This window comes from Frankia sp. AgB1.9, assembly GCF_016786355.1.
Lineage (GTDB): Bacteria > Actinomycetota > Actinomycetes > Frankiales > Frankiaceae > Pseudofrankia.
In genome coordinates this window covers 7,084-25,535 of sequence record NZ_JADWYX010000050.1, presented here as the reverse complement: position 1 = coordinate 25,535, position 18,452 = coordinate 7,084, and the positions used below count along the sequence as shown (strand labels likewise).

At 74.1% G+C, this 18,452-nt stretch carries 10 protein-coding genes; 1 reads left to right on the top strand and 9 read right to left on the bottom strand.

The genetic code is table 11. From position 1 onward, the window contains the following. Positions 1-23: 23 nt before the first annotated feature. A complete protein-coding gene (locus I6A60_RS20785; protein ID WP_203019533.1) occupies positions 24-1,070 on the bottom strand; it encodes a dihydroxyacetone kinase subunit DhaK in 1,047 nt (348 codons plus the stop codon). 312 nt (positions 1,071-1,382) lie between these two features. Here I6A60_RS20785 and gnd point away from each other — a divergent pair, with 312 nt between their 5' ends. Next, on the top strand, positions 1,383-2,402 hold the full coding sequence (gene gnd / locus I6A60_RS20780; RefSeq protein ID WP_203019531.1) for a phosphogluconate dehydrogenase (NAD(+)-dependent, decarboxylating): 1,020 nt from the start codon (positions 1,383-1,385) through the stop codon (positions 2,400-2,402). A 214-nt stretch (positions 2,403-2,616) separates the two neighbouring features. On the opposite strand, the gene I6A60_RS20775 is transcribed toward gnd, so the two are convergent. From I6A60_RS20775 to I6A60_RS41870, 8 genes are all read right to left on the bottom strand, one after another. Continuing rightward, positions 2,617-3,879, bottom strand: coding sequence for an ABC transporter substrate-binding protein (locus I6A60_RS20775; protein WP_203019546.1), 1,263 nt, complete (start codon positions 3,877-3,879; stop codon positions 2,617-2,619). 223 nt (positions 3,880-4,102) lie between these two features. Further along, positions 4,103-5,416, bottom strand: a complete 1,314-nt coding sequence (locus I6A60_RS20770) for a type IV toxin-antitoxin system AbiEi family antitoxin domain-containing protein (protein WP_203019529.1) — start codon at positions 5,414-5,416, stop codon at positions 4,103-4,105. 127 nt (positions 5,417-5,543) lie between these two features. Beyond that, a complete protein-coding gene (locus tag I6A60_RS20765; protein ID WP_203019527.1) occupies positions 5,544-7,424 on the bottom strand; it encodes a class I SAM-dependent methyltransferase in 1,881 nt (626 codons plus the stop codon). 10 nt (positions 7,425-7,434) lie between these two features. Continuing rightward, positions 7,435-8,637: a glycosyltransferase gene (locus I6A60_RS20760; RefSeq protein ID WP_203019525.1), complete on the bottom strand. Its 1,203-nt coding sequence runs from the start codon at positions 8,635-8,637 to the stop codon at positions 7,435-7,437. A 46-nt stretch (positions 8,638-8,683) separates the two neighbouring features. Continuing rightward, on the bottom strand, positions 8,684-9,655 hold the full coding sequence (locus tag I6A60_RS20755; protein ID WP_203019523.1) for an alpha/beta fold hydrolase: 972 nt from the start codon (positions 9,653-9,655) through the stop codon (positions 8,684-8,686). A 108-nt stretch (positions 9,656-9,763) separates the two neighbouring features. Beyond that, positions 9,764-10,099, bottom strand: coding sequence for a phosphopantetheine-binding protein (locus I6A60_RS20750; protein WP_013422409.1), 336 nt, complete (start codon positions 10,097-10,099; stop codon positions 9,764-9,766). Positions 10,100-10,183: 84 nt separating this feature from the next. Then, positions 10,184-15,703: a type I polyketide synthase gene (locus I6A60_RS20745; RefSeq protein WP_203019521.1), complete on the bottom strand. Its 5,520-nt coding sequence runs from the start codon at positions 15,701-15,703 to the stop codon at positions 10,184-10,186. Next, the coding region (locus tag I6A60_RS41870) for an SDR family NAD(P)-dependent oxidoreductase (protein WP_238435872.1) at positions 15,696-18,452 on the bottom strand (2,757 nt) is incomplete at its 5' end. The genes I6A60_RS20745 and I6A60_RS41870, both read right to left, overlap by 8 nt.

The window sequence follows — 18,452 nt, the reverse complement described above, 5'->3', positions numbered from 1 at the left end:
GTCCAGCGCCTGGCCGGCCGGGGTCACCAGCTCAACGCGATCGTGCGGACCGGGGCGTCCCACAGCGCGATCAGCTCGTCGTCGGCTCTCGTCAACGTCACCGAACAGCCGGCCATGTCCAGCGACGTGACGTACGGGCCGACGAGCGCCCGTTCGATCGTGATGCCGGCCGCCGCGAGGATCGTCGCGACCCGCCGATGAATGACCGCAAGCTCCAGGTTGGTCGTCGATCCCAGGCCGTTGGTGATCGCGATAACCCGGTCGCCACGACCGATCGCGAGATCGGCGACCAGCGGCCGGACCAGCAGGTCGGCCAGCTCGTCGGCCGAAGCGAAGGCGCGCCGGCCGACCCCCCGCTCCCCGTGGATCCCGACGCCGAACTCGACCTCGTCGCGCGGCAGCTCGAACGACGGCCGCGGGTCACCCGGATGGGCACCGGCCGCGAGCGCGACGGCCATCGACCGTGACGTCGCGGCGACCCGCTGCCCGAGCGCCGCGACCCGGGCCAGGTCAGCCCCAGCGGCGGCCGCCGCACCCGCGATCTTCTCTACGACCACGGTCGCGGCGGTTCCGCGCCGGCCCGGCCCGTCGCCGGTGGCGGACGTCGTCGCCAGGTCGTCGTCGACCAGCACCTGGCGCACCTCGATCCCGTCGTCGGCGGCGACCTCGGCGGCGATCTCGAAGTTCAGCACGTCGCCGGTGTAGTTCTTCACGACGTGCACCACCCCGGCCCCGCCCGCCACCGCCTGGGTGGCGGCCAGGATCTGCCCGGCCGTCGGGCTCGCGAACACCGCGCCCGGGACGGCGGCGTCGAGCATCCCCGCGCCGACCATCCCGACGTGCAGCGGCTCGTGCCCGGACCCGCCGCCCGAGAGGACTGCCACCTGCCCGGCGGGCGCCGGCGTGGCCCTGGCGACGAAGCTGGGATCACGGTTCCACCGGATCAGGCGTGGATAGGCCGCTTCCAGGCCTTCCAACGCCTCCTCCACGATGGCATCGGGATCGTTGACGAACTGCCGCCGCGGCGCCTCGACGCTTGGCTGGGCGGAGATCGAGTCCTGCGCGGTCATCGTCGGCCACACTGCCGGCCACGCTCTGGCGCTCTCATAGCCCGGGGTCTACACCCGCCCAGCCCATCGGATCAAGAACCGAGCGCCTCCGGCGGGGCCGGTTGGCGGGGTCTGGCGGTGGAGGGGCACAGTGGTGCGGGACGTGCCGAGGCTGGCACCGTTTGTCGCGGCACCATCTGTGGCAGCACAGCGTGGCAGCACGGTTTGTGGCGATCGTGACGGCAGCACCGGCTTGGAGCCGGTCGTCGGTGGTGGTAGGTCCGTAGGCGGCGGACTCGGGTGGGTACACGCGCGACGAGCGGAGAGACGAACATGCAGCTGGGGATGATCGGCCTGGGCCGGATGGGCGCCAACCTGGTGCGCCGGCTGCAGCGGGCCGGGCACGAATGCGTCGTCTACGACGTCAACAAGGACGCCGTCGCCGCGCTCGCGGCCGAGGGCGCCACCGGTACCACCACGCTGGAGGAGTTCGCCGCGGCGCTGAGCACCCCGCGGGCGGCCTGGGTGATGGTCCCGGCCGGGCTGACCGGCGACACCGTCTTCAGGCTGGCCGACCTGTTCGAGCCAGGCGACATCATCATCGACGGCGGAAACTCCTACTACCGGGACGACGTCGACCGGGCCAAGGCGCTGCACGCCAAGGGCCTGCACTACGTCGACGTCGGCACCTCGGGCGGCGTCTTCGGCCTGGAGCGCGGCTTCTGCCTGATGATCGGCGGCGAGCCCGAGGTCGTCTCGCACCTGGAGCCGCTCTTCGCGACCATCGCGCCCGGCATCGGCACCGCGGAGCGCACTCCCGGCCGGTCCGGCGAGCCGACCCCGGCCGAACAGGGCTACCTGCACTGCGGCCCGCCCGGCGCCGGCCACTTCGTGAAGATGGTCCACAACGGCATCGAGTACGGCATGATGGCCGCGTTCGCCGAGGGCCTGGGCGTGCTGAACAAGGCCAACATCGGCAAGGCGCTGGCCGGCGAGCACGACGCCGAGACCAGCCCGCTCACGCACCCCGAGTACTACCAGTACGACCTCGACCTGCCGGCGATCACCGAGGTTTGGCGGCGCGGGAGCGTCGTCGCGTCCTGGCTGCTGGACCTGACCGCCGCCGCGCTGGTCGACGACCCGGAGCTGGCCCAGTTCGGCGGCCGGGTCTCCGACTCCGGCGAGGGCCGCTGGACCGTGCTGGCCGCCGTCGAGGAGGGCGTCCCCGCCCACGTGCTGACGGCTTCTCTCTACGAACGCTTCAGCTCCCGCGGCGAGGCCCTCTACTCCGACAAGATCCTCTCGGCCATGCGCAAGCAGTTCGGCGGCCACAGCGAGAAGCCGGCCGGCTGAGCAGGCCGCGCCTCGCACGCGCTCGTTGTCGCCCAGCCGGTCCGATCGAGCCAGGCTGATCGCCAGCCTGAGTCGCGTGGTGGTTGCCCCGCCGGGCAACCACCACGCCTGGCGGGTGGACGAAGATGGGTGGCGCATCGTCCGACCAGTCAGGCGGCCCGCGGGGCCGCGCGCGTTCGCCGCTTCTGAAGTTCGGCGCTACTGAAGTTCGGCGCTACTGGAGTGGCACGCCGCACCAGTAGCCGTCGTGGTTGAGCGCGGCGGGTGGCTGTACCAGGACGAGGCTCTTGCCCGACCGGTCGACGTTGACGAAGTTCTCGCAGAGTGTCGGCAGCTTCGGTTGGGAGAGATCGATAGGCGCCATCAGGCCGCCAGCCGTGAAGTTGGTCATCTCGCGGAGGTTGCGGATGAACGCCTCGCGAGTGGGGCAGGAACCGGCACGCCGCAGGCCCTCGATCATCTCGTCGGCGATGGTGTAACCGCCGATGGCGATCTGGTCGCCCTGGTCCGTCACCTCCGGAGCGTAGGTGCTCATCACGTGCTGGTAGGCGATCATCGCCGGGCTGCCCTGCGCGGCGGTCGTGGATGGGAATGTCATTCCGGGCATGTCGCTGCCGCGGCGCGCAAGCAGGACGGGGCTGACGGCGCTGGTGTCCAGTGCGACGGTGATGTTCGCTCCGAGCGCCCTGGCCTGCGCATAGATGTCGATGAAGGCATCGGACTGGGCAGCGCCGACGAGCGTGTCCGCGCCGGATTTCTTCACCTGTTCTGCGACGCGAGCGGCGCTGCCGGCCCCCTGGGTGTAGGCCACCTGGCCGAGGACCTGGATTCCGCGACTTTGCAGACTGGCGGCGGACTGGGCGACGAGGCCCTGGGAGCTCGCGACGTTCGGGTCGACGAGGATCAGTGCCTTCGTCCCGCCCCGCGCCTTGACGAAGTCACCCAACAGGGAGGAGCCGCCGGAGTTGTATCGGTTACCGGTATGAAAAAGGTTGGAGTAGTCGCTCCAGATGGCGCTCGTGGCGAATCCGGTGATCGGAACGTTTTCCTTCGCGAGCCAGTCGGCCGACTTGTCCAGCACGATCGACGAACTGATGAGGCCGAAGACCTGCTGAGCATGGACCATGTCGCCCGCGACCAGCGAGAAGGTCGCCGGGTCAGACCGGTCGTCGCCCCACACAAGGTCGAGCTTGCGGCCGTTGACGCCACCCTGCGCATTCTGCTGGTCGACGCGGGCCTCGACACCGCTGCGGGCCGCCTTGAAGACGGAGACGATCTCGGTGGGCCCGCTGTCGGGATAGATGAACCCGACCTTGATCGAGGTAGCGGTCACGCCCGGTGTCTGTGTCGGGCAGGCATCCGCTCGATTGGAGGTCGAGCTCAACGTCCCGCAGGCCGCGACCGCGATGGGTAACCAGGCCAGCACAGCGGCGAACGCCGCGGTCCTGGCCCGCGCATGCCGACGCCGAAAAATCATGAGACCGGCCCCCCTGCTCGTGACGTTCGTCACCTACCTGATTTGTAGGCAGACCCTAGTGCGGCGGCCAACGACGAGCGCAGAGGGCCCCCTACCTGCCACGAGGCGAAGTGGCGCAGTTGCCTCGTCGATCAGGGCCAGCCATGGTGGTCAGTCGTCATGCCTGGTGGTCGCTGGCTCGGCGGAGCGGCCACCAGGCATGAGTCGCCAAGGTCATCAGGGCTTAGACGCCGGGCCCGGAACGAGGCCCGGGCACGCCGCCGAGCGACGCACCGAGGGTCGGGCCGAGGGCCTGGTCCAGGGCCGGGTCGAGGGCGTCGCCCAGCGGCGCCGCGCCCCAGGCCGCCGTGGGCCGGCGGATGGGGCGGCGCGCGGACCAGCCACGATTGCGCAGCGTGGTCGCGACGGCGATGCCAACGCGCTCGGGTTCTTCCATCAGCAACCGACTCGGGACCCGCAGCACGAGCCAGCCGGCGCGTTGGGCGGCCAGGTGAGGGCCTGCGGCGCGCGGCCACGGGCCGGCCGCCCCGAACCCGGCGTACCCGCGCGGTCCAAGACCACCGACCGACCCGGCGCCTGGCGCCGCGAGCTCCGTCGCGGTGCGGATTCCGGGTGCCGCGACGGCCCCGATCTCGACGCGGACCTGCCATGCCTCGTAGCTCAGGTCGAGCCGTCCGGAGCTGCGCGGGCCGGACCGGCCGGGTGCGGCGGGTGGCAGGCCATGGCGGGTCTCCAACCGGCGGTAGAGGAGTTCGGGAACCCAGGGCGCGTCGCCGTCGAGGTCGTCTAGGGCATCGCCGATCAGCTGCCGGCGCGCGATCGGGCCGCGCCGGGCCAGTGCGGCGCGGACCTCGTCGGACTCGACGATGCCGCTGGCCACGGCGAGGGCCAGCAGGGTGCGGGCCTCGTCGTGGCTGGCTGACCATTCGGCCATGTCGACCAGCGAGCGCGGGAGCGTGGTGCGCGGTGGCCAGCCGTCCTGATGCAGGTCCTCGTCGGCGAGCCGGGCGGTCGCGCGCAGCTTCACCCCGGGACGTGGCGTGACCCGCCGGCCGGAGGCGAGGATCACCGTCAGCCAGGGCTCCGCGCAGCCGCGCAGGCCGCCGAGCGCCGCCGCCGAGGCACCGCCGAGCAGCGCGTCCGGGCCGATCGACACCAGGGCGCACCACAGCCGCTGGATCAACGTCAGCGGGCCGGCCTGGGTGACCAGGACGTCGCCGGAGTAGAGCTGCCACCGGCCGCTGTCGACCCGACGGCGGATCTCGACCCGGGAGAAGCCGGCGGCGACCGCCTCCTTCATGGTCAGCACGCCGTCGCGCTGGGGGGCAAGCCACGCGGGTTGCTGGTCGACGGTAGCCGCGGGCTGCTGGACGGCGGCCGTCGCCGGATGGTCACCGTCACGCGGCGCGGGCACCGGCGGACCGGCGTCGTCGGGCCTGAACCCGTCGAACCCGGGCCGGCCGGGCGAGAGGAGGTCGGCGACGAGGGTCGCGCCGGACCGGGAGGCGGAACCAGGCGAGGCGGGCTGCGATCTCATGGGAATCACAATGAACGCCGCAGATCGGACATTCAATGCTCAATCGCATCACTGTGGATGAGTGACGGACAAACAACACATACCCAACCAAACTGCTGGCACCATCGGTGGCAGCGGCGGTCGGACGTCAGCCTTCCATGCGCGCCACGACACGATACGTGTTGGAGCGATCGCCCTTACGCATATACGAGACCAGCGCGGCACCGGCCGTACCGGCCAGCACCCCCGGCACGATCGACGCCGTCAGCGCCGTGCCACGAGCGATCCACCGCAGTGGCGACGACGGTGAGCCGGGCAGCCACGGCAGCGTCGGGCTCGGCGCGACCGCCTGGATCATCAGGCCCACGGCGGCGACCAGGTCGCCCGGCTGGTGGGCCGCGCCGAACTGGACCATGACGGTCCGCATCCCCCGGTCCTCCAGCGCGGCGACCAGGTTGTCAACCGGGATCAGCTGCCGCACCCCGGGGACCCCCCAGCCCGGCCAGTACCGGCCCAGCCGCCGCGCGCCCAGGCCGGCCGGGTTCGGCAGCTCGGCGACCAGGAGGCCGCCGGGGCCGAGCGCCTTGGCCAGAGCGTCGAGGTCCTCGGACGGGTCGCGGCTGCGCTCCAGGTAGCCGAACATGCTGATCACGTCGTAGTGGCCGGTGATCGCCTCGGCGATGTCGGCGAAGCTCGCCGGATAGGCCCGGTCCACCCAGCCGCGCCGCCGCGCCTCGCCGATGGACTCCGCCGGCCCGACCCCGTCGAACACGGTGCGCGGCCAGACCGAGCGGGCCGCGTTGCAGAACGAGCCGACACCGGCGCCGACGTCCAGCCAGGCCCGCGGCCGCAGAAACGGCCGGACCACCTCGGCCCTGGCCCGCAGCTGCGCGGCGCGGGCGACGACGGCGACCTCGGCCTTCGCCGCGTTCATCCCGTCCTGGCGGTCGCGTTCGTAGAGCACCCGGCCGGCCGGGGTCAGCCGCGGGTTCTGGAACAGGTGACCGCAGACGAGGCACTCGTCGAGCTGGAACCGGCCCGGCTTGCGCAGCTCCAGGTCGGGCGAGACGAGCCGGATTCGCAGCTCGGTCGACGCGCACCACGGGCAGTCCGGCCAGGGACGGGCGAAGAACATCTCCGGGCCTTCGGAGAAGGCCCGCTGGTAGCGCGCCCGCCGGTCCGCCGACTCGGCCTTGGTCTTCGCCTTGACCGGGTCGGCCGGAAGCCCGGCCGCCTTCGCCTCGGAGGCGGCGCGCTGCTGGCGCCGCCAGGCCCGGACCGTGCTGATCGAGTACTCCACGCCAGCCGTGATCCGCACGATCGGGCTGCGGATCAGGTCGCGGGGCGCGACGGGCACCCGCCCGGCGCAGACGAAGAACGGCTGGCACCAGAACAGCGCCGTCGCCGCCAGCCCCCAGGGCCGGTTCAGGTGCACCCCGACGACCGTCGCGACGTCCCGCAGCGTCGGGAGGATGGTGTTCATCGGGCGCAGGACCGACCAGCACCGCCGTTGCACCCGCACCCGGGTCGCGCCGTCGTCGCGCGCGGCGCGCAGCCCGGGCAGCACCGCCAGGTCGGTGCTGGCCGGCGCGTGCCGCTTCAGCTTCTCGGTGACCTCGACCAGCTCGACCGGGGTGTAGTCGTCGCGCACCTCGACGCCGGCCCGGTGGGCGACCTCGGCGCGTACCAGCAGCGCCTGGAAGGCTCCGCGGCCAGGGGCGAGCCGGTCGGCGCGGTAGGTACGGGTGTCGACCATCCGAGCGACGTCCAGCGCCCGCTCGATCGTCAGGTCGGCCGGGATCAGGTCGAGGACGTCGAGCCGCTCGCGGCTGGCGTGGTAGCTGGCCGAACGCTTCGCGGCCTCGGTCAGCTGGACGCCGGCGGCGCAGATGAACAGGTGATCCGGATCGGTCGGCCGGCCCGACGCGGGCAGCGTGTCCAGCCGGCGCAGCCGTCCGCGCAGCCGTACCCCGTTGACCAGCAGCCCCAGGACAACAAAGATCGGCGTCCAGGAAAGTAAGGTCACCACGGCGACGAGCTCAGCCCAGCAGCTTCTCGATGTGCGCCGCGGCGGCGGTCACCCCGCCGGCCGCCGCGAACTCGGCGCGCAACCGGTCCGCGGACGCCCGGATCTCCGGGTCGTCGAGAACAGACCCGACCGCCGCGGCGACGCCGGCCGCGTTCACCCGGCCGAACCGGACCCGCACGCCGGCGCCGGCCCGGGTGACCTGCTCGGAGATCACCGGCTGGTCGTCGCGGACCGGAGCGACCACCAGCGGCACGCCCTGCGACAGCGCCTCGCAGACGGTGTTGTTGCCGGCATGGCAGACGACGGCCGCGAGCCGGCCCATCAGCTCCAGCTGCGGCACGGAGGCGCGCACGAGCACGTCGGCGGGCGCGGCGGCGGCCAGGTCGTCGACGATGCCGGGCGGCGCGACGACGATGGTCTGCGCCCGGTCCGCCATCCCGGCGAGCGCCTCGGTCGCCACCCGCAGGAAGCGGCCGCCGGCCTCCCGGGTGACGGTGCCGAGTGAGACGAGCACCTGGGCGCGCGCCGGGTCCAGCCAGGTCCACGGGAAGTCGGTCGCCGGCTGGCGCAGCCCGGCGGCCGAGCCGATGAACTCCGTGTGCGGCGGCAGCGCCGCGACCGCGTCCGGAGTACGCAGCAGCCCGGTGACCGAGCAGACCAGGGTGAGCTGGTCGGAGAACCGGAGGTCACCGTGGGCGGCCTCCTCGGCGGGGACGCCGGCGGCCACCTGGAACTCGCGCAGGCGGTCGACGACCCACTGGCCGACCGCGGCGATGATCCCGTAGGGGTTGTCGAACTCGGCCGACGTGGTCGCGAGCGTCACCCACCGCAGGCCCTGCCGGCGCGCGAGCAGCGCGCCACCGACCGCCTGCTGGTCCACGACGACGACGTCGGGGCGCCACTTCTCGACAATCGGCTCAAGGTCCCGGGCCATCGCGGCGCCCAGCGGGAGCAGGAAGTCCTCCCACAGGAACTTGAACGAGCTCGTGCCGCGCTGCCGTCGCGACTTCTCCTCGACCTCGGCCCGGGCCTCGGCGGTGAGGTCCTCGGGCAGCTCGACCAGCCGCAGCGGTCCGGGCACCAGCGACCGCACGACGCTCGCGTGACCGGCGACCGCGACCTCGTGGCCACGTTCCGCAAGCTCGCCGGCGACTCCGACGGCCGGGTACACATGCCCGGCCAGCGGCGGGACGACGAACAGGATGCGAGCCACTCCTGATCACTCCCCGAGGATTCGGTCTTGGCCTGGACGCCCAAACCTATTGTTCGTGCTGGGTCGACCCGGCCGCGGCCCGGGGCTCCTGTCGTGACGCGCCGGCCGCCGCCGAGGTTGCGCCGGCGGCCCGGCGGTCGGCGTTGAGGTCCGCCGGGATGGTCCGCGAGAGCACCCAGTCGGCCAGCTCGAACTTCTTGGCCCCGTGTAGCTGGTAGGCCGGCATCTGCTCGTCGCGGCGCAGCACCCACCAGCGCAGCAGCTCGCGCAGGTAGTCGGCGGCCTCGCGCAGCACCATGTGGGTGTGGTTTTCGAGCACCACCAACGTGGAGTCGGGGACGAGCCGGGCCAGGCCGTCGCCCTGCTCGATGATCTCTGAGTTCCCACCGTAGATGGCGAGCACCGGCGCCGGGAGGGCGCTGAGCCGCTCCGGCGAGAAGGGCTTCGTCGCCAGCATGTCCTCGGCGACCGTGGTCTCGCGCAGCAGCGCCTGCGCCGACCGCATGATCCGCCCGACCGCCCGCCCCGCGCTGAACTGCAGCCACTCCTCGACCTCGTCGTCGGAGATGGCGGCCAGCACCTGGGTCAGCGAGCGAGCCATCTCCTCGCCGAGGCCCTCGATGCGGAACGGCGGCTCGATCAGCGTGAGGCTCGCGACCCGGTCGGGGTGCTCGACGCCGTAGGTCAGCGCGAGCGTGGCGCCGTAGCTGTTGCCGACCAGGTGGACCGGCCGGTCGATGCCGAGCTCGCCGAGCACCGCCGTCAGGTCGGCCATCGCGGTGGCGATGCCGTAGCCACTCGGGGTGCGCTCGCTCTTGCCGTGCCCGCGCAGGTCGTAACAGACGACCTCGCAGCCGGCGTCGGCCATCGCGTTGCCGAGCGAGAAGTAGAAGCTCGCCAGGTTGTCGATCACCATGCCGTGCAGCATGACCACGACGGGCGCATCGGGTCGCGCGCCGCCCGTGGGCGCCAGCCGCTGGACGTGCAGGCGCACGCCGTTCGCGATGATCTCAGCCACGGTTGGACTCCTTTCTCGACATGCCATCCCGGCACGTCGACGTCGCCAGCCCCACCAGCCCTACTGGTATTACCAGGCCCGTCGACGCCGCCGGCAGGCGGTCCATGATCACGCGCCGACGCCGGCCCGCAGCGAGTCGGCGATGAACCGGACGACCTCACCAACCTGCATGTTGATGACCTTGTCGACGTCCATCTCGGCGAGGAAGCCGACGAAGTCGACCTTGTCGCCGTACGTCACGCGCATCCGGTCAGCGAGGGTCACGAACTCGATGCTCTCCAGCTCGAGGTCCTCGTTGAAGGAGGTGTCCATGGCGATCTCCATGTCCACCACGTACTCCTCGCCGATCACCTCCCGCAGCATCTCGGCAACCTCACCGAGAATCCGCGTGTCGAGGGCATCCAGCGCCGGGTCGGCCGGACGGAGGGTGTCCTGCATGGTCATGTCGTCTGCGCTCCTTCGTCAGGGGTGCTCAGGTCTTCCGGGTTCAGGGGATCGGCGGCTGTGTTCGCTGGAGGTTCGGTCCGGCTACTCGTCGCCGACGTGGTGGCCGGGCTCGATGGCCTGGTCCGCCGGGACCAGCTCGGATAAGGCTCGCGGCAGGCGGGCCCGGCCGGCTCGCTCGACGGAGGGCGACGTCCAGGCCACGATGTGGTCACCGATCCGGACGGCGTCGCCGCCGCCGGTCTCCCGCCGCACCCGGCCCATACCGTCGACGGTACGCAGCGCCACCCACCGTCGGCGCAGGTAGCCGGTCACAGTCCCCGCCCCGGCGGGGACCCCGGTCACAGTCCCCGCCCCGGCGGGGACTGCGGTCACAGTCCCCGCCGCCTCGGCGCCGGCGGCGGACTCGGTCGGCACCGGGTCGGCGAGCACGGTGACCCTCAGCAGCAGTGGCGGTTCGGCGTGTGCCGACTCGGCGGGACGCGGCGGCGGCGACTTGATGCCGTCGGCGGTCACCTGGTCCGGCCCGACAATCTCCGGACTTCCGACGTCCAGACCGAGCTCGACGGCCAGGTCGGCGCCGGAGTCGCTCACGCCGGCGCCGACGGGGACGACCAGATCCACCACGAACCGGCGTGGCCGGCCCAGCAGCCCGGTGCCGTCCGCCTTGGCGACCGCCTCCTTGGCCGCCCAGATCCGGGCGAACCAGGCGGCCGCGGCCAGCTGGCCGGCCTCGTCCTCGCCGCCTGGGACGGTCTCGGCCAGGTCAGCCTGGGCTGCCTCGGTGGGAGGCCGGACGGCGTCGGCGTTGTGCTTCGGGTCGGCGGCACCCGCGACCAGCGCGGCGTGCAGCTGGCGCTCGGCCGGGGTGAGCCCGGCCGCGTAGGCGCCGGGGGTGCGCACCGCCACGGTCTCCAGGTCGATGCCGACGTCGCCCTCGGAGTCGACCAGCGCGACGGCCAGGTCGACCTTGTGCGCGATCGAGAGGTTGGGCAGCGGCCCGGCCGGGATGCCCGGCCGCTCCGGGACCTTGGTGATCACCGGGCGGCCGCTCGCGTCGTTGTCGACGGTGATCTCGATGCCCCACACCGGCCCGGCGCCGCGGGCCCACAGCCAGCGGCGGACGGCGTCGGACGCCGCGATCCGGCCGAGCAGCCATTCGCGGGCCGCGCGCGGGTTCTTCCCGGTCAGCACCTGGCGGCGCCCGGCGTCCAGGAAGTGCCGGACGACCAGCTCACGGGAGGCGATGTCGCGCCAGTAGTCGGGGACGACGACCCAGCCGTCCGGGCGCGGCTCGGCGACGGTGTTGCGCTCCGGGTCTCGCATCAGCAGCCACAGCCAGGCGTTCGCGGTGAACCGTCGGTCGGTCCAGCCGGTGACCTCGCACCAGACCGTGCCGTCCGCCGCCCGGACCTCCAGGTCGGCCGTGACGGTCTTGGCGGCGATGTCACGGATGCGGGTCACGCAGGTCATCCGGTCGCCGGGGGCCGGGTCGGGGCCGTAGAAGCGCATCTCGGTGACGGCCTGCGGCAACAGCAGCGAGTCGACGTCGAGGTACTGGGTGGCCCAGTAGCCGTAGAGCTGCCCGATCGTGTCGAGCAGCGCGCCCGGCGCGCCGGTGACGACCAGCTGGCCGCGGGCGCCCAGCGGCGCGATCGCGTCCACGTGGGTGATGCCCTGGTAGCTGGGGCCGTGGAACATCCACCGGCCGCCGTAGAGCTCCGCCGCCTGATGCGGCGACGGGACCTCGTCGGCCAGCCGCCCGTCAGGGGGCAGGTCGACGCTGGACGACGTGTGCGCGGGGGCCGCGGGGAAGGCGTCACCGAACACGACGGTCACCCGGGCGTAGCCGTCCATCGAGACCCGGACCGCGCCGTCGGGCAGCTCGGTGCAGGCGATGGTCACCTCGACCGCCGGCTCGATGGCGACCCAGCGCAGCGCCCGGACGTCCCGGACGGCGACGACCACCCGCCCGGGGGCGAGCGCCTGCGCCTCGTCGATCATCATCTGCAGCACGGCGGTCATCGGCATGACCGGGAAGCGGTCGGACAGGTCCTTCCAGCCGGGTGGTTGCCGGTAGAAGCAGTGGTCGATGACGTGCGGCAGCTCCGGCAGCGAGAGCGTCCGGCGCACCGTCCTCGTGATCGGGCCCGGCCCGCCGACGGCGACCGGCGCGGCGCGCGGCGGCACGGGCGGTACCGGCGGCACGGGCGGTACCGGCGGCGCGGGTGACGCCGCTGGTACCGGCGGCACGGGCGGTACCGGCGGCGCGGGTGACGCCGCTGGTACCGGCGGCACGGCCGGACCGGCAGGACCAGCCGGGGCGGCCCGTGGCCTGGTCAGCACCGAACCGGGTGACCAGGAGGACGCGGCCGGCACCGCGGCCCGGCGCCGGTCCCAGCTGGCCTGGACGTCCGCGAGCACCGAGGCCGTCTCCGCCAGCGCCAGCCCGAGCTCCGCGAGCACCGGATGGTCGGCCGCCCCGGCCGCGGTGAGCTCGCGGTCGTTTCGATTGGCGGTGACGGCCCGCTCGGTCCGCGCGGCGGCGGGAAGGGGACCGTGGGCAGGCACGGCGGTGGGCCGGCCCACGGAGGCGTGGTCGCCGAGCAGCGCCGGGGCGTCCGGCCCGAGCCGGACCATCGGCGAGCCCAGCCGCAGCAGCGTCGGGCGCCCGCCGCGCCGCGCCGGCGGGGCCGCCGGCGGCGCGGTCTCGGTCGCCGTGCGGACGGCTGGCTCGGCCACGGCCGGCGCCGCCGACGGGCGGTGGCGGCAGGGCAGCAGATCCAGCCGGGGCGCGCCACCCTCCGCCCAGACGGCGGCCGCGACCCGGCGCAGCTGGTCTAGTCCGGACCGCTTGGGACTGTTGGACACGACGGTCACGTGATCCGAAGCAGGCGCCTCGCCCGGCGCGGCCGCGTCGGCCCGAGCGGTCACGGCCAGCGTGTCGTCGACGAAGCCGGCGACGCTGCCGACACCGACCTGGACGAACATCCGGACGCCGTCGGCGTGCAGCCGCTCGGTGAGCTGGCGGAACCGCACCGGCTCCACCAGGTGACGCACGGCCAGCTCACGGATCGCCTCGGCGCCGACCGGGTAGGGCTCGACCGTGGTCGCCGACCAGACCGGGACGTCCGGGCTGGCCAGCGGCATCGCGGCGATCGGCGAGCGCGCGAGGTCCAGGTAGGGCCGCAGGAACGGCGAGTGGAACCCGGAGCGGAACGGCAGCACCTGGCCGAGGACGCCCTGGGCCCGCAGCCGGGCCAGCGCCTCGGTGACGCTCGCCTCCTTGCCGCAGATCACCGACTGGTGCGGGCAGTTGTCGTGCGACACGACGACGTCCGGCAGGCCGGCGATCGCCTCGGCGACCAGCTCCACGCCGCAGCCGACCGCGCCGAAGATGACCCCGGGCACCTCGACCGACCCGGGGTCGAAGCCGCCGATGAACGTGTCGACGAAGTCGTTCGGGACCATGCCCGAGGAGATCATCGCGTTCCACTCGCCGATGCTGTGCCCGCCGACCAGGTCGGGAACGATCCCGAGCCTGCGCAGCGCTAGGTCGAGCACCCGGCCGACCTCGATGCTGGCCCGGCCGTGCCCGCCGAGCACGCCGGTCTCGCCCAGGTCCGGCATCGGCAGGTCGAAGTGCGCGCAGACGTCGTCGATCCGCGGGGCGAACTTGTCCTCGAGCCCGCAGAACAGGAACGCGAGCCGCCCGGCCCGCTCGGTCTCCGGCGAGCGCGGCGCCGGGACAGCCCCCGGGACACCGGCGGCCGGCCGCTCGGCGGCGGGCGGCCAGCCGAGCAGCGGGTTCGGGGTGAACCACAGGTCGTTGCGGCCGCGCCACGGGGTGCCGCGCTTGACGATCGTGCGGGCCAGCGCCAGCCGGCGCGGAGTCGGCGCGACCAGCGCGAGCCGGCAGGGTCCGCCGGTCGGCGGGCTGGCGGCGTCGTCGCGGGCGAGCAGTTCCGCGTCGGGAACGGCGAGCTGGGCGGCGAGCTCGGCGGGTGTCGCGGCGGCGAGCAGGAGCACCGGCTCCGCGGCCGGGTCTGCCGCCAGTGTCACGGCCGGGTCTGCCGCCAGGGCGACGGGGACGGCGACGGGCGCCGGGAAGGTGCCGGCCGGCGACGGGGCCGTCCGGTCGGGCGCCTCCTCTAGGACCGCGTGCGCGTTGATGCCGCCGAAGCCGAAGGCGTTCACACCGGCGCGGCGCGGGCCGCCACCGGCCGGCTCGGCCCACGGCGTCGCGGTCAACACCGGGGCGAACCGGGTGCCGGCGAACGCGGGGTGCGGGTCGTCGCAGTGCAGCGTCGGCGGCAGGGTCCGGTTGCGCAGCGCCAGGGCCGCCTTGATCAGACCGGCGGCGCCCGCGGCGGGCATGGTGTGCCCGATCATCGACTTGACCGAGCCGAGGCCGATCGGTGCCTGGCCCGGCTCCCCCGGGCCGAAGACCTCGGCCATGCTGTCGAGCTCGGCGGCGTCACCGGTCGGGGTGGCGGTGCCGTGCGCCTCGATCAGGCCGACGGCGCCCGGCGCGCGCGGGTCCAGCCCGGCGTCGGCCCAGGCCCGGCGGACGGCGCGGGCCTGGCCCTGCGCCGCGGTGGCCATCAGCGAGGACGTCCGCCCGTCGCTGGCCATCCCGGTGCCGCGCACGACAGCGTGGATCGGGTCGCCGGCGGCCAGGGCGTCGCTGAGCCGGCGCAGCACCACCAGGCCGACGCCCTCGCCGATGAGCACCCCGTCGGCGCCCTTGTCGAACGGTCGGATCCGCTGCGACGGCGAGAGCGCCCGCAGCATCGCGAACGTGGACCAGAAGGTCGGCTCGTGCACGATGTGCGCCCCGCCGACGATCATCGTGTCGGCGCGGCCGAGGCGCAGCTCGCGCACCCCGGCGTCGACGGCGACCAGCGACGAGGCGCAGGCGGCGTCCACGGTGTACGCGGGGCCGCGCAGGTCGAGCCGGTTGGCGATCCGGGACGCGGCCAGGTTCGGGACCAGCCCGATGGCCGCCTCGGGCCGCTCCGGGCCGAGCTTCGCGACGAACGCGTCGTGGACCCGCTCGATCGCCTCGTCCGGCAGGTCCGGCAGCACCTCGCGCAGGGTCACCGCGACCTGGCGAGCGGTCTTGACCCGCTGCTCGATCCGGGCGAACGCCGGGCCGAAGTAGCCGCCGCGGCCGAGCACGACGCCGACCCGGTCACGGTCGGCCAGCCGGTCGGCGCCACCCGCGTCGGAGATCGCCTCGGCGGCGAGCCGCAGCGCGAGCATCTGGTCCGGCTCGGCCCACTCGACCGCGATCGGCATGATGCCGAACTCGGTCGGGTCGAAGGTCGCGAGCTCGTCGACGAACCCGCCGCGGCGGGTGTAGAGCCGGTCGGCGCGGGGCGTCCCGGGAGGCGGGGTGGTGGCCGCCTCGGGCCGGTGGAACTCGTCGTCCCAGCGGCCGGGCGGGGCCTCCCTGATCGCGTCGACCCCACCGACGATGTTCGCCCAGTAACGGTCCAGGTCACCGGCACCCGGGTACAGCGCGGCCATGCCGACGATCGCGATCGGCTCACCGCCGCCGCCGCCGGGACCGAGCTGGCCCGCCCTGGGGTGATCAGCCATGGAGGGCATCCGCCTCGCCGCACAGGTAGACGACCTGTGCCGGGCCCTGCGTCCCCGAGGCATGGGGGCTGGACAGCTCGTGCAGCAGCGCCGCGACGCCCTCGGCGGGCTCGATCAGGCCGATCCCGCGCCGGGCGTACTCACGCTCCAGCTCGGCCGAGACCATGCCACCGCCCTCGGCGCGCCAGGGTCCCCAGTCGACGCTGACGACCCGGCCGGGGGCTCCCGCCGGCTCGGCGGAGCCGGGCAGGGCGGTCTGCCGGTAGGTCCGGAACACCCCGGCGTGCGCGTGGGCGAGCGCGTCGAGGGTGTCGTTGGCCGCGGCGTAGTCGACCTGGCCGCGGTTGCCGAACACACCGGCGACGCTGCCGAACAGGACGACGAACCCGGGCCCGCCCAGGTCGGGACCACCGGGCGCGGCGGAGCCGGTCTCACGCACGCAGCGGTCCCGGCGCAGGGCGCCGAGCAGCGCCCGAGCCCCGTCGACCTTGGTCGAGTACACCCGGGCGAACGACTCGGGCGTCTTGTCCCGGACCAGCCGGTCCTCCAGCACGCCGGCGCCGTGGACGACGCCGTCGAGCCGGCCATGCCGGGCGTAGACGTCGGCGACCACGGCCCGCACGGCGGCGGCGTCGCGGACGTCGACGGCGTGGTAGCGGACGCCGGCCGCGACGCGGTCGAGCTCGGCGAGGGTCGCCCGGACCTCGCGCTCGGCGAGCAGCCGGGCGAGCCGGGCCTCGATCTCGGCCGGCTTGCGCATCCCGGTGGCGATCAGGGCCCGGCGCAACGCTGGGGCGTCGAGGGCGCCCGCGGTCGCCGGGTCCTCGGGGGCGGCCGGCGGCGGGGTGCGGCCGACCAGCTCGACGTGAGCACCGGACCGGCGGGCGATCTCCATGGCCAGCAGGGCGGTGATCCCACGGGCGCCGCCGGTCAGCAGCACCACCGAGTCCGGACCGAGCCCGGCCGTCTCCAGCCCGGCCGTCTCCGGCGCGGCGAGCTCCACCGGGACGACCCGCAGGGCCGCGCGGATGCCGTCGCGGTGGCCGACGACCAGCGGAGCGTCGGAGGCGAGCATCTCGGTGAGCAGCGACTCGGCGATCCGGCGCGGTGCGTCCTTCGGGTCGACGTCGACGACCCGGACGGCGACGTCCGGCAGCTCGTGGGCGAGCGTCCGGGCGAGGCCGGCGAAGCCTGCGCCGGCAGCCGGGCCGGGGTCCACGCCGGCCGCGGCGTGGCGGCCGAAATCACCGCCGAGGCCGCTGGCGAGCACGAGCCGGCGGGTACCGCCGCCGCCACCGGCGGCGCGCGGGCCGAGCACCGCGGCCTTCAGCGCGCCGAACGCGCCGGGCAGCTCGGCGGCCGACCCGGTGCCCGCGTCCAGCGCGGCGACCCACAGGAGCCCGTCGGCCGCGACCCCGCTGGCTACCTGGTCGGCCAGGTCGGGCGCTCCGGCGTCGAGCAGCCGGACCGCGGCGCCCGCCTGCTCCAGCAGGTCGGCGAGCTCCAGGCCGACGCCGAGGCCGCCCTCTACGACGGCGAACCGACCGCCGGCCAGCGGGCCCGTCCCGTCCGGACGGGCGGCGCCCAGCCGAGCGAGCGCCTCGGCCACGCTCGGCGCGGCCGGCAGCGGGACCGGCTCCACGACAAACCTGCGCAGCGGAATCCGTGTGCTAGCGGCGCCGGTGGCGTCCTGCGGGGCCTCGGCCGCATTGGCGGCGGCGCCGCTGGTGTGCGCGACGATCCAGTCGACGATCCCGTCCACCGTCTTGATCGCCGCCAACTCCTCCACCACCGACTCATCCAGCTCGCCACCCTCGGCACCCGCCAGACCCAGCCGACCCGCCAACTCCCCCAAAATCTCCGTCCGCTTGATCGAATCGATCGACAGGTCCGCCTCCAGGTCAAGACCCGGCTCCAGCATCTCCGCCGGATAACCCGTCTGCGAACCGATCACCTCCACCACCGCGTCCAACACCACGCCACGGCCCACCGGCCGCGGGCCGGCGTCCAGCGTCGCGAGTGCCGGCGGCGCGACGGCCCGGGACGGGACGTGCGCCCCGTGCTGGGACGAGCCGCCGCCGGCGAGGCCGTTGCTCGGTGAGCCGTTGTGCGCGGCGCCGTTGTGGGACGAGCCGTTGCCCGACGGCGGGGCCGCCGACGGGCCCGGGCCGGCCTGGAAGGGGGTGCCGAACCTGGCCGGGGTCGGCTGCGCGGGCACCGCGCCGGGCGGCAGGACCCCGGCGGGCGGCGTCACCGCGGCAGCGGTCCCAGCCGCGCCGGCCGAGCCGCCGCCGTGCGCGACGATCCAGTCGACGATCCCATCCACCGTCTTGATCGCCGCCAACTCCTCCACCACCGACTCATCCAGCTCGCCACCCTCGGCACCCGCCAGACCCAGCCGACCCGCCAACTCCCCCAAAATCTCCGTCCGCTTGATCGAATCGATCGACAGGTCCGCCTCCAGGTCAAGACCCGGCTCCAGCATCTCCGCCGGATAACCCGTCTGCGAACCGATCACCTCGATGACGGCGTCCAGCACCACCCCGCGGGCGGGCGGCCCGGCGAGCACCGGCGGCTGGGCCGAGACCGCCGGCACCGCGCCGGCCGGGATCGGGCCGCCAGCGGGCGCGGCGGGCCCGTCGGCGCCGGGCTGGGCGGTCCGGGGCGCGCGGGCGACGATCCAGTCGACGATCCCGTCCACCGTCTTGATCGCCGCCAACTCCTCCACCACCGACTCATCCAGCTCGCC

Bases quoted from the DNA above. Each gene is read 5' to 3' on its own strand.
- I6A60_RS20785 (WP_203019533.1), bottom strand. From the start codon at position 1,070: ATGACCGCGCAGGACTCGATCTCCGCCCAGCCAAGCGTCGAGGCGCCG.
- gnd (WP_203019531.1), top strand. From the start codon at position 1,383: ATGCAGCTGGGGATGATCGGCCTGGGCCGGATGGGCGCCAACCTGGTG.
- I6A60_RS20775 (WP_203019546.1), bottom strand. From the start codon at position 3,879: ATGATTTTTCGGCGTCGGCATGCGCGGGCCAGGACCGCGGCGTTCGCC.
- I6A60_RS20770 (WP_203019529.1), bottom strand. From the start codon at position 5,416: ATGAGATCGCAGCCCGCCTCGCCTGGTTCCGCCTCCCGGTCCGGCGCG.
- I6A60_RS20750 (WP_013422409.1), bottom strand. From the start codon at position 10,099: ATGACCATGCAGGACACCCTCCGTCCGGCCGACCCGGCGCTGGATGCC.
- I6A60_RS20745 (WP_203019521.1), bottom strand. From the start codon at position 15,703: ATGGCTGATCACCCCAGGGCGGGCCAGCTCGGTCCCGGCGGCGGCGGC.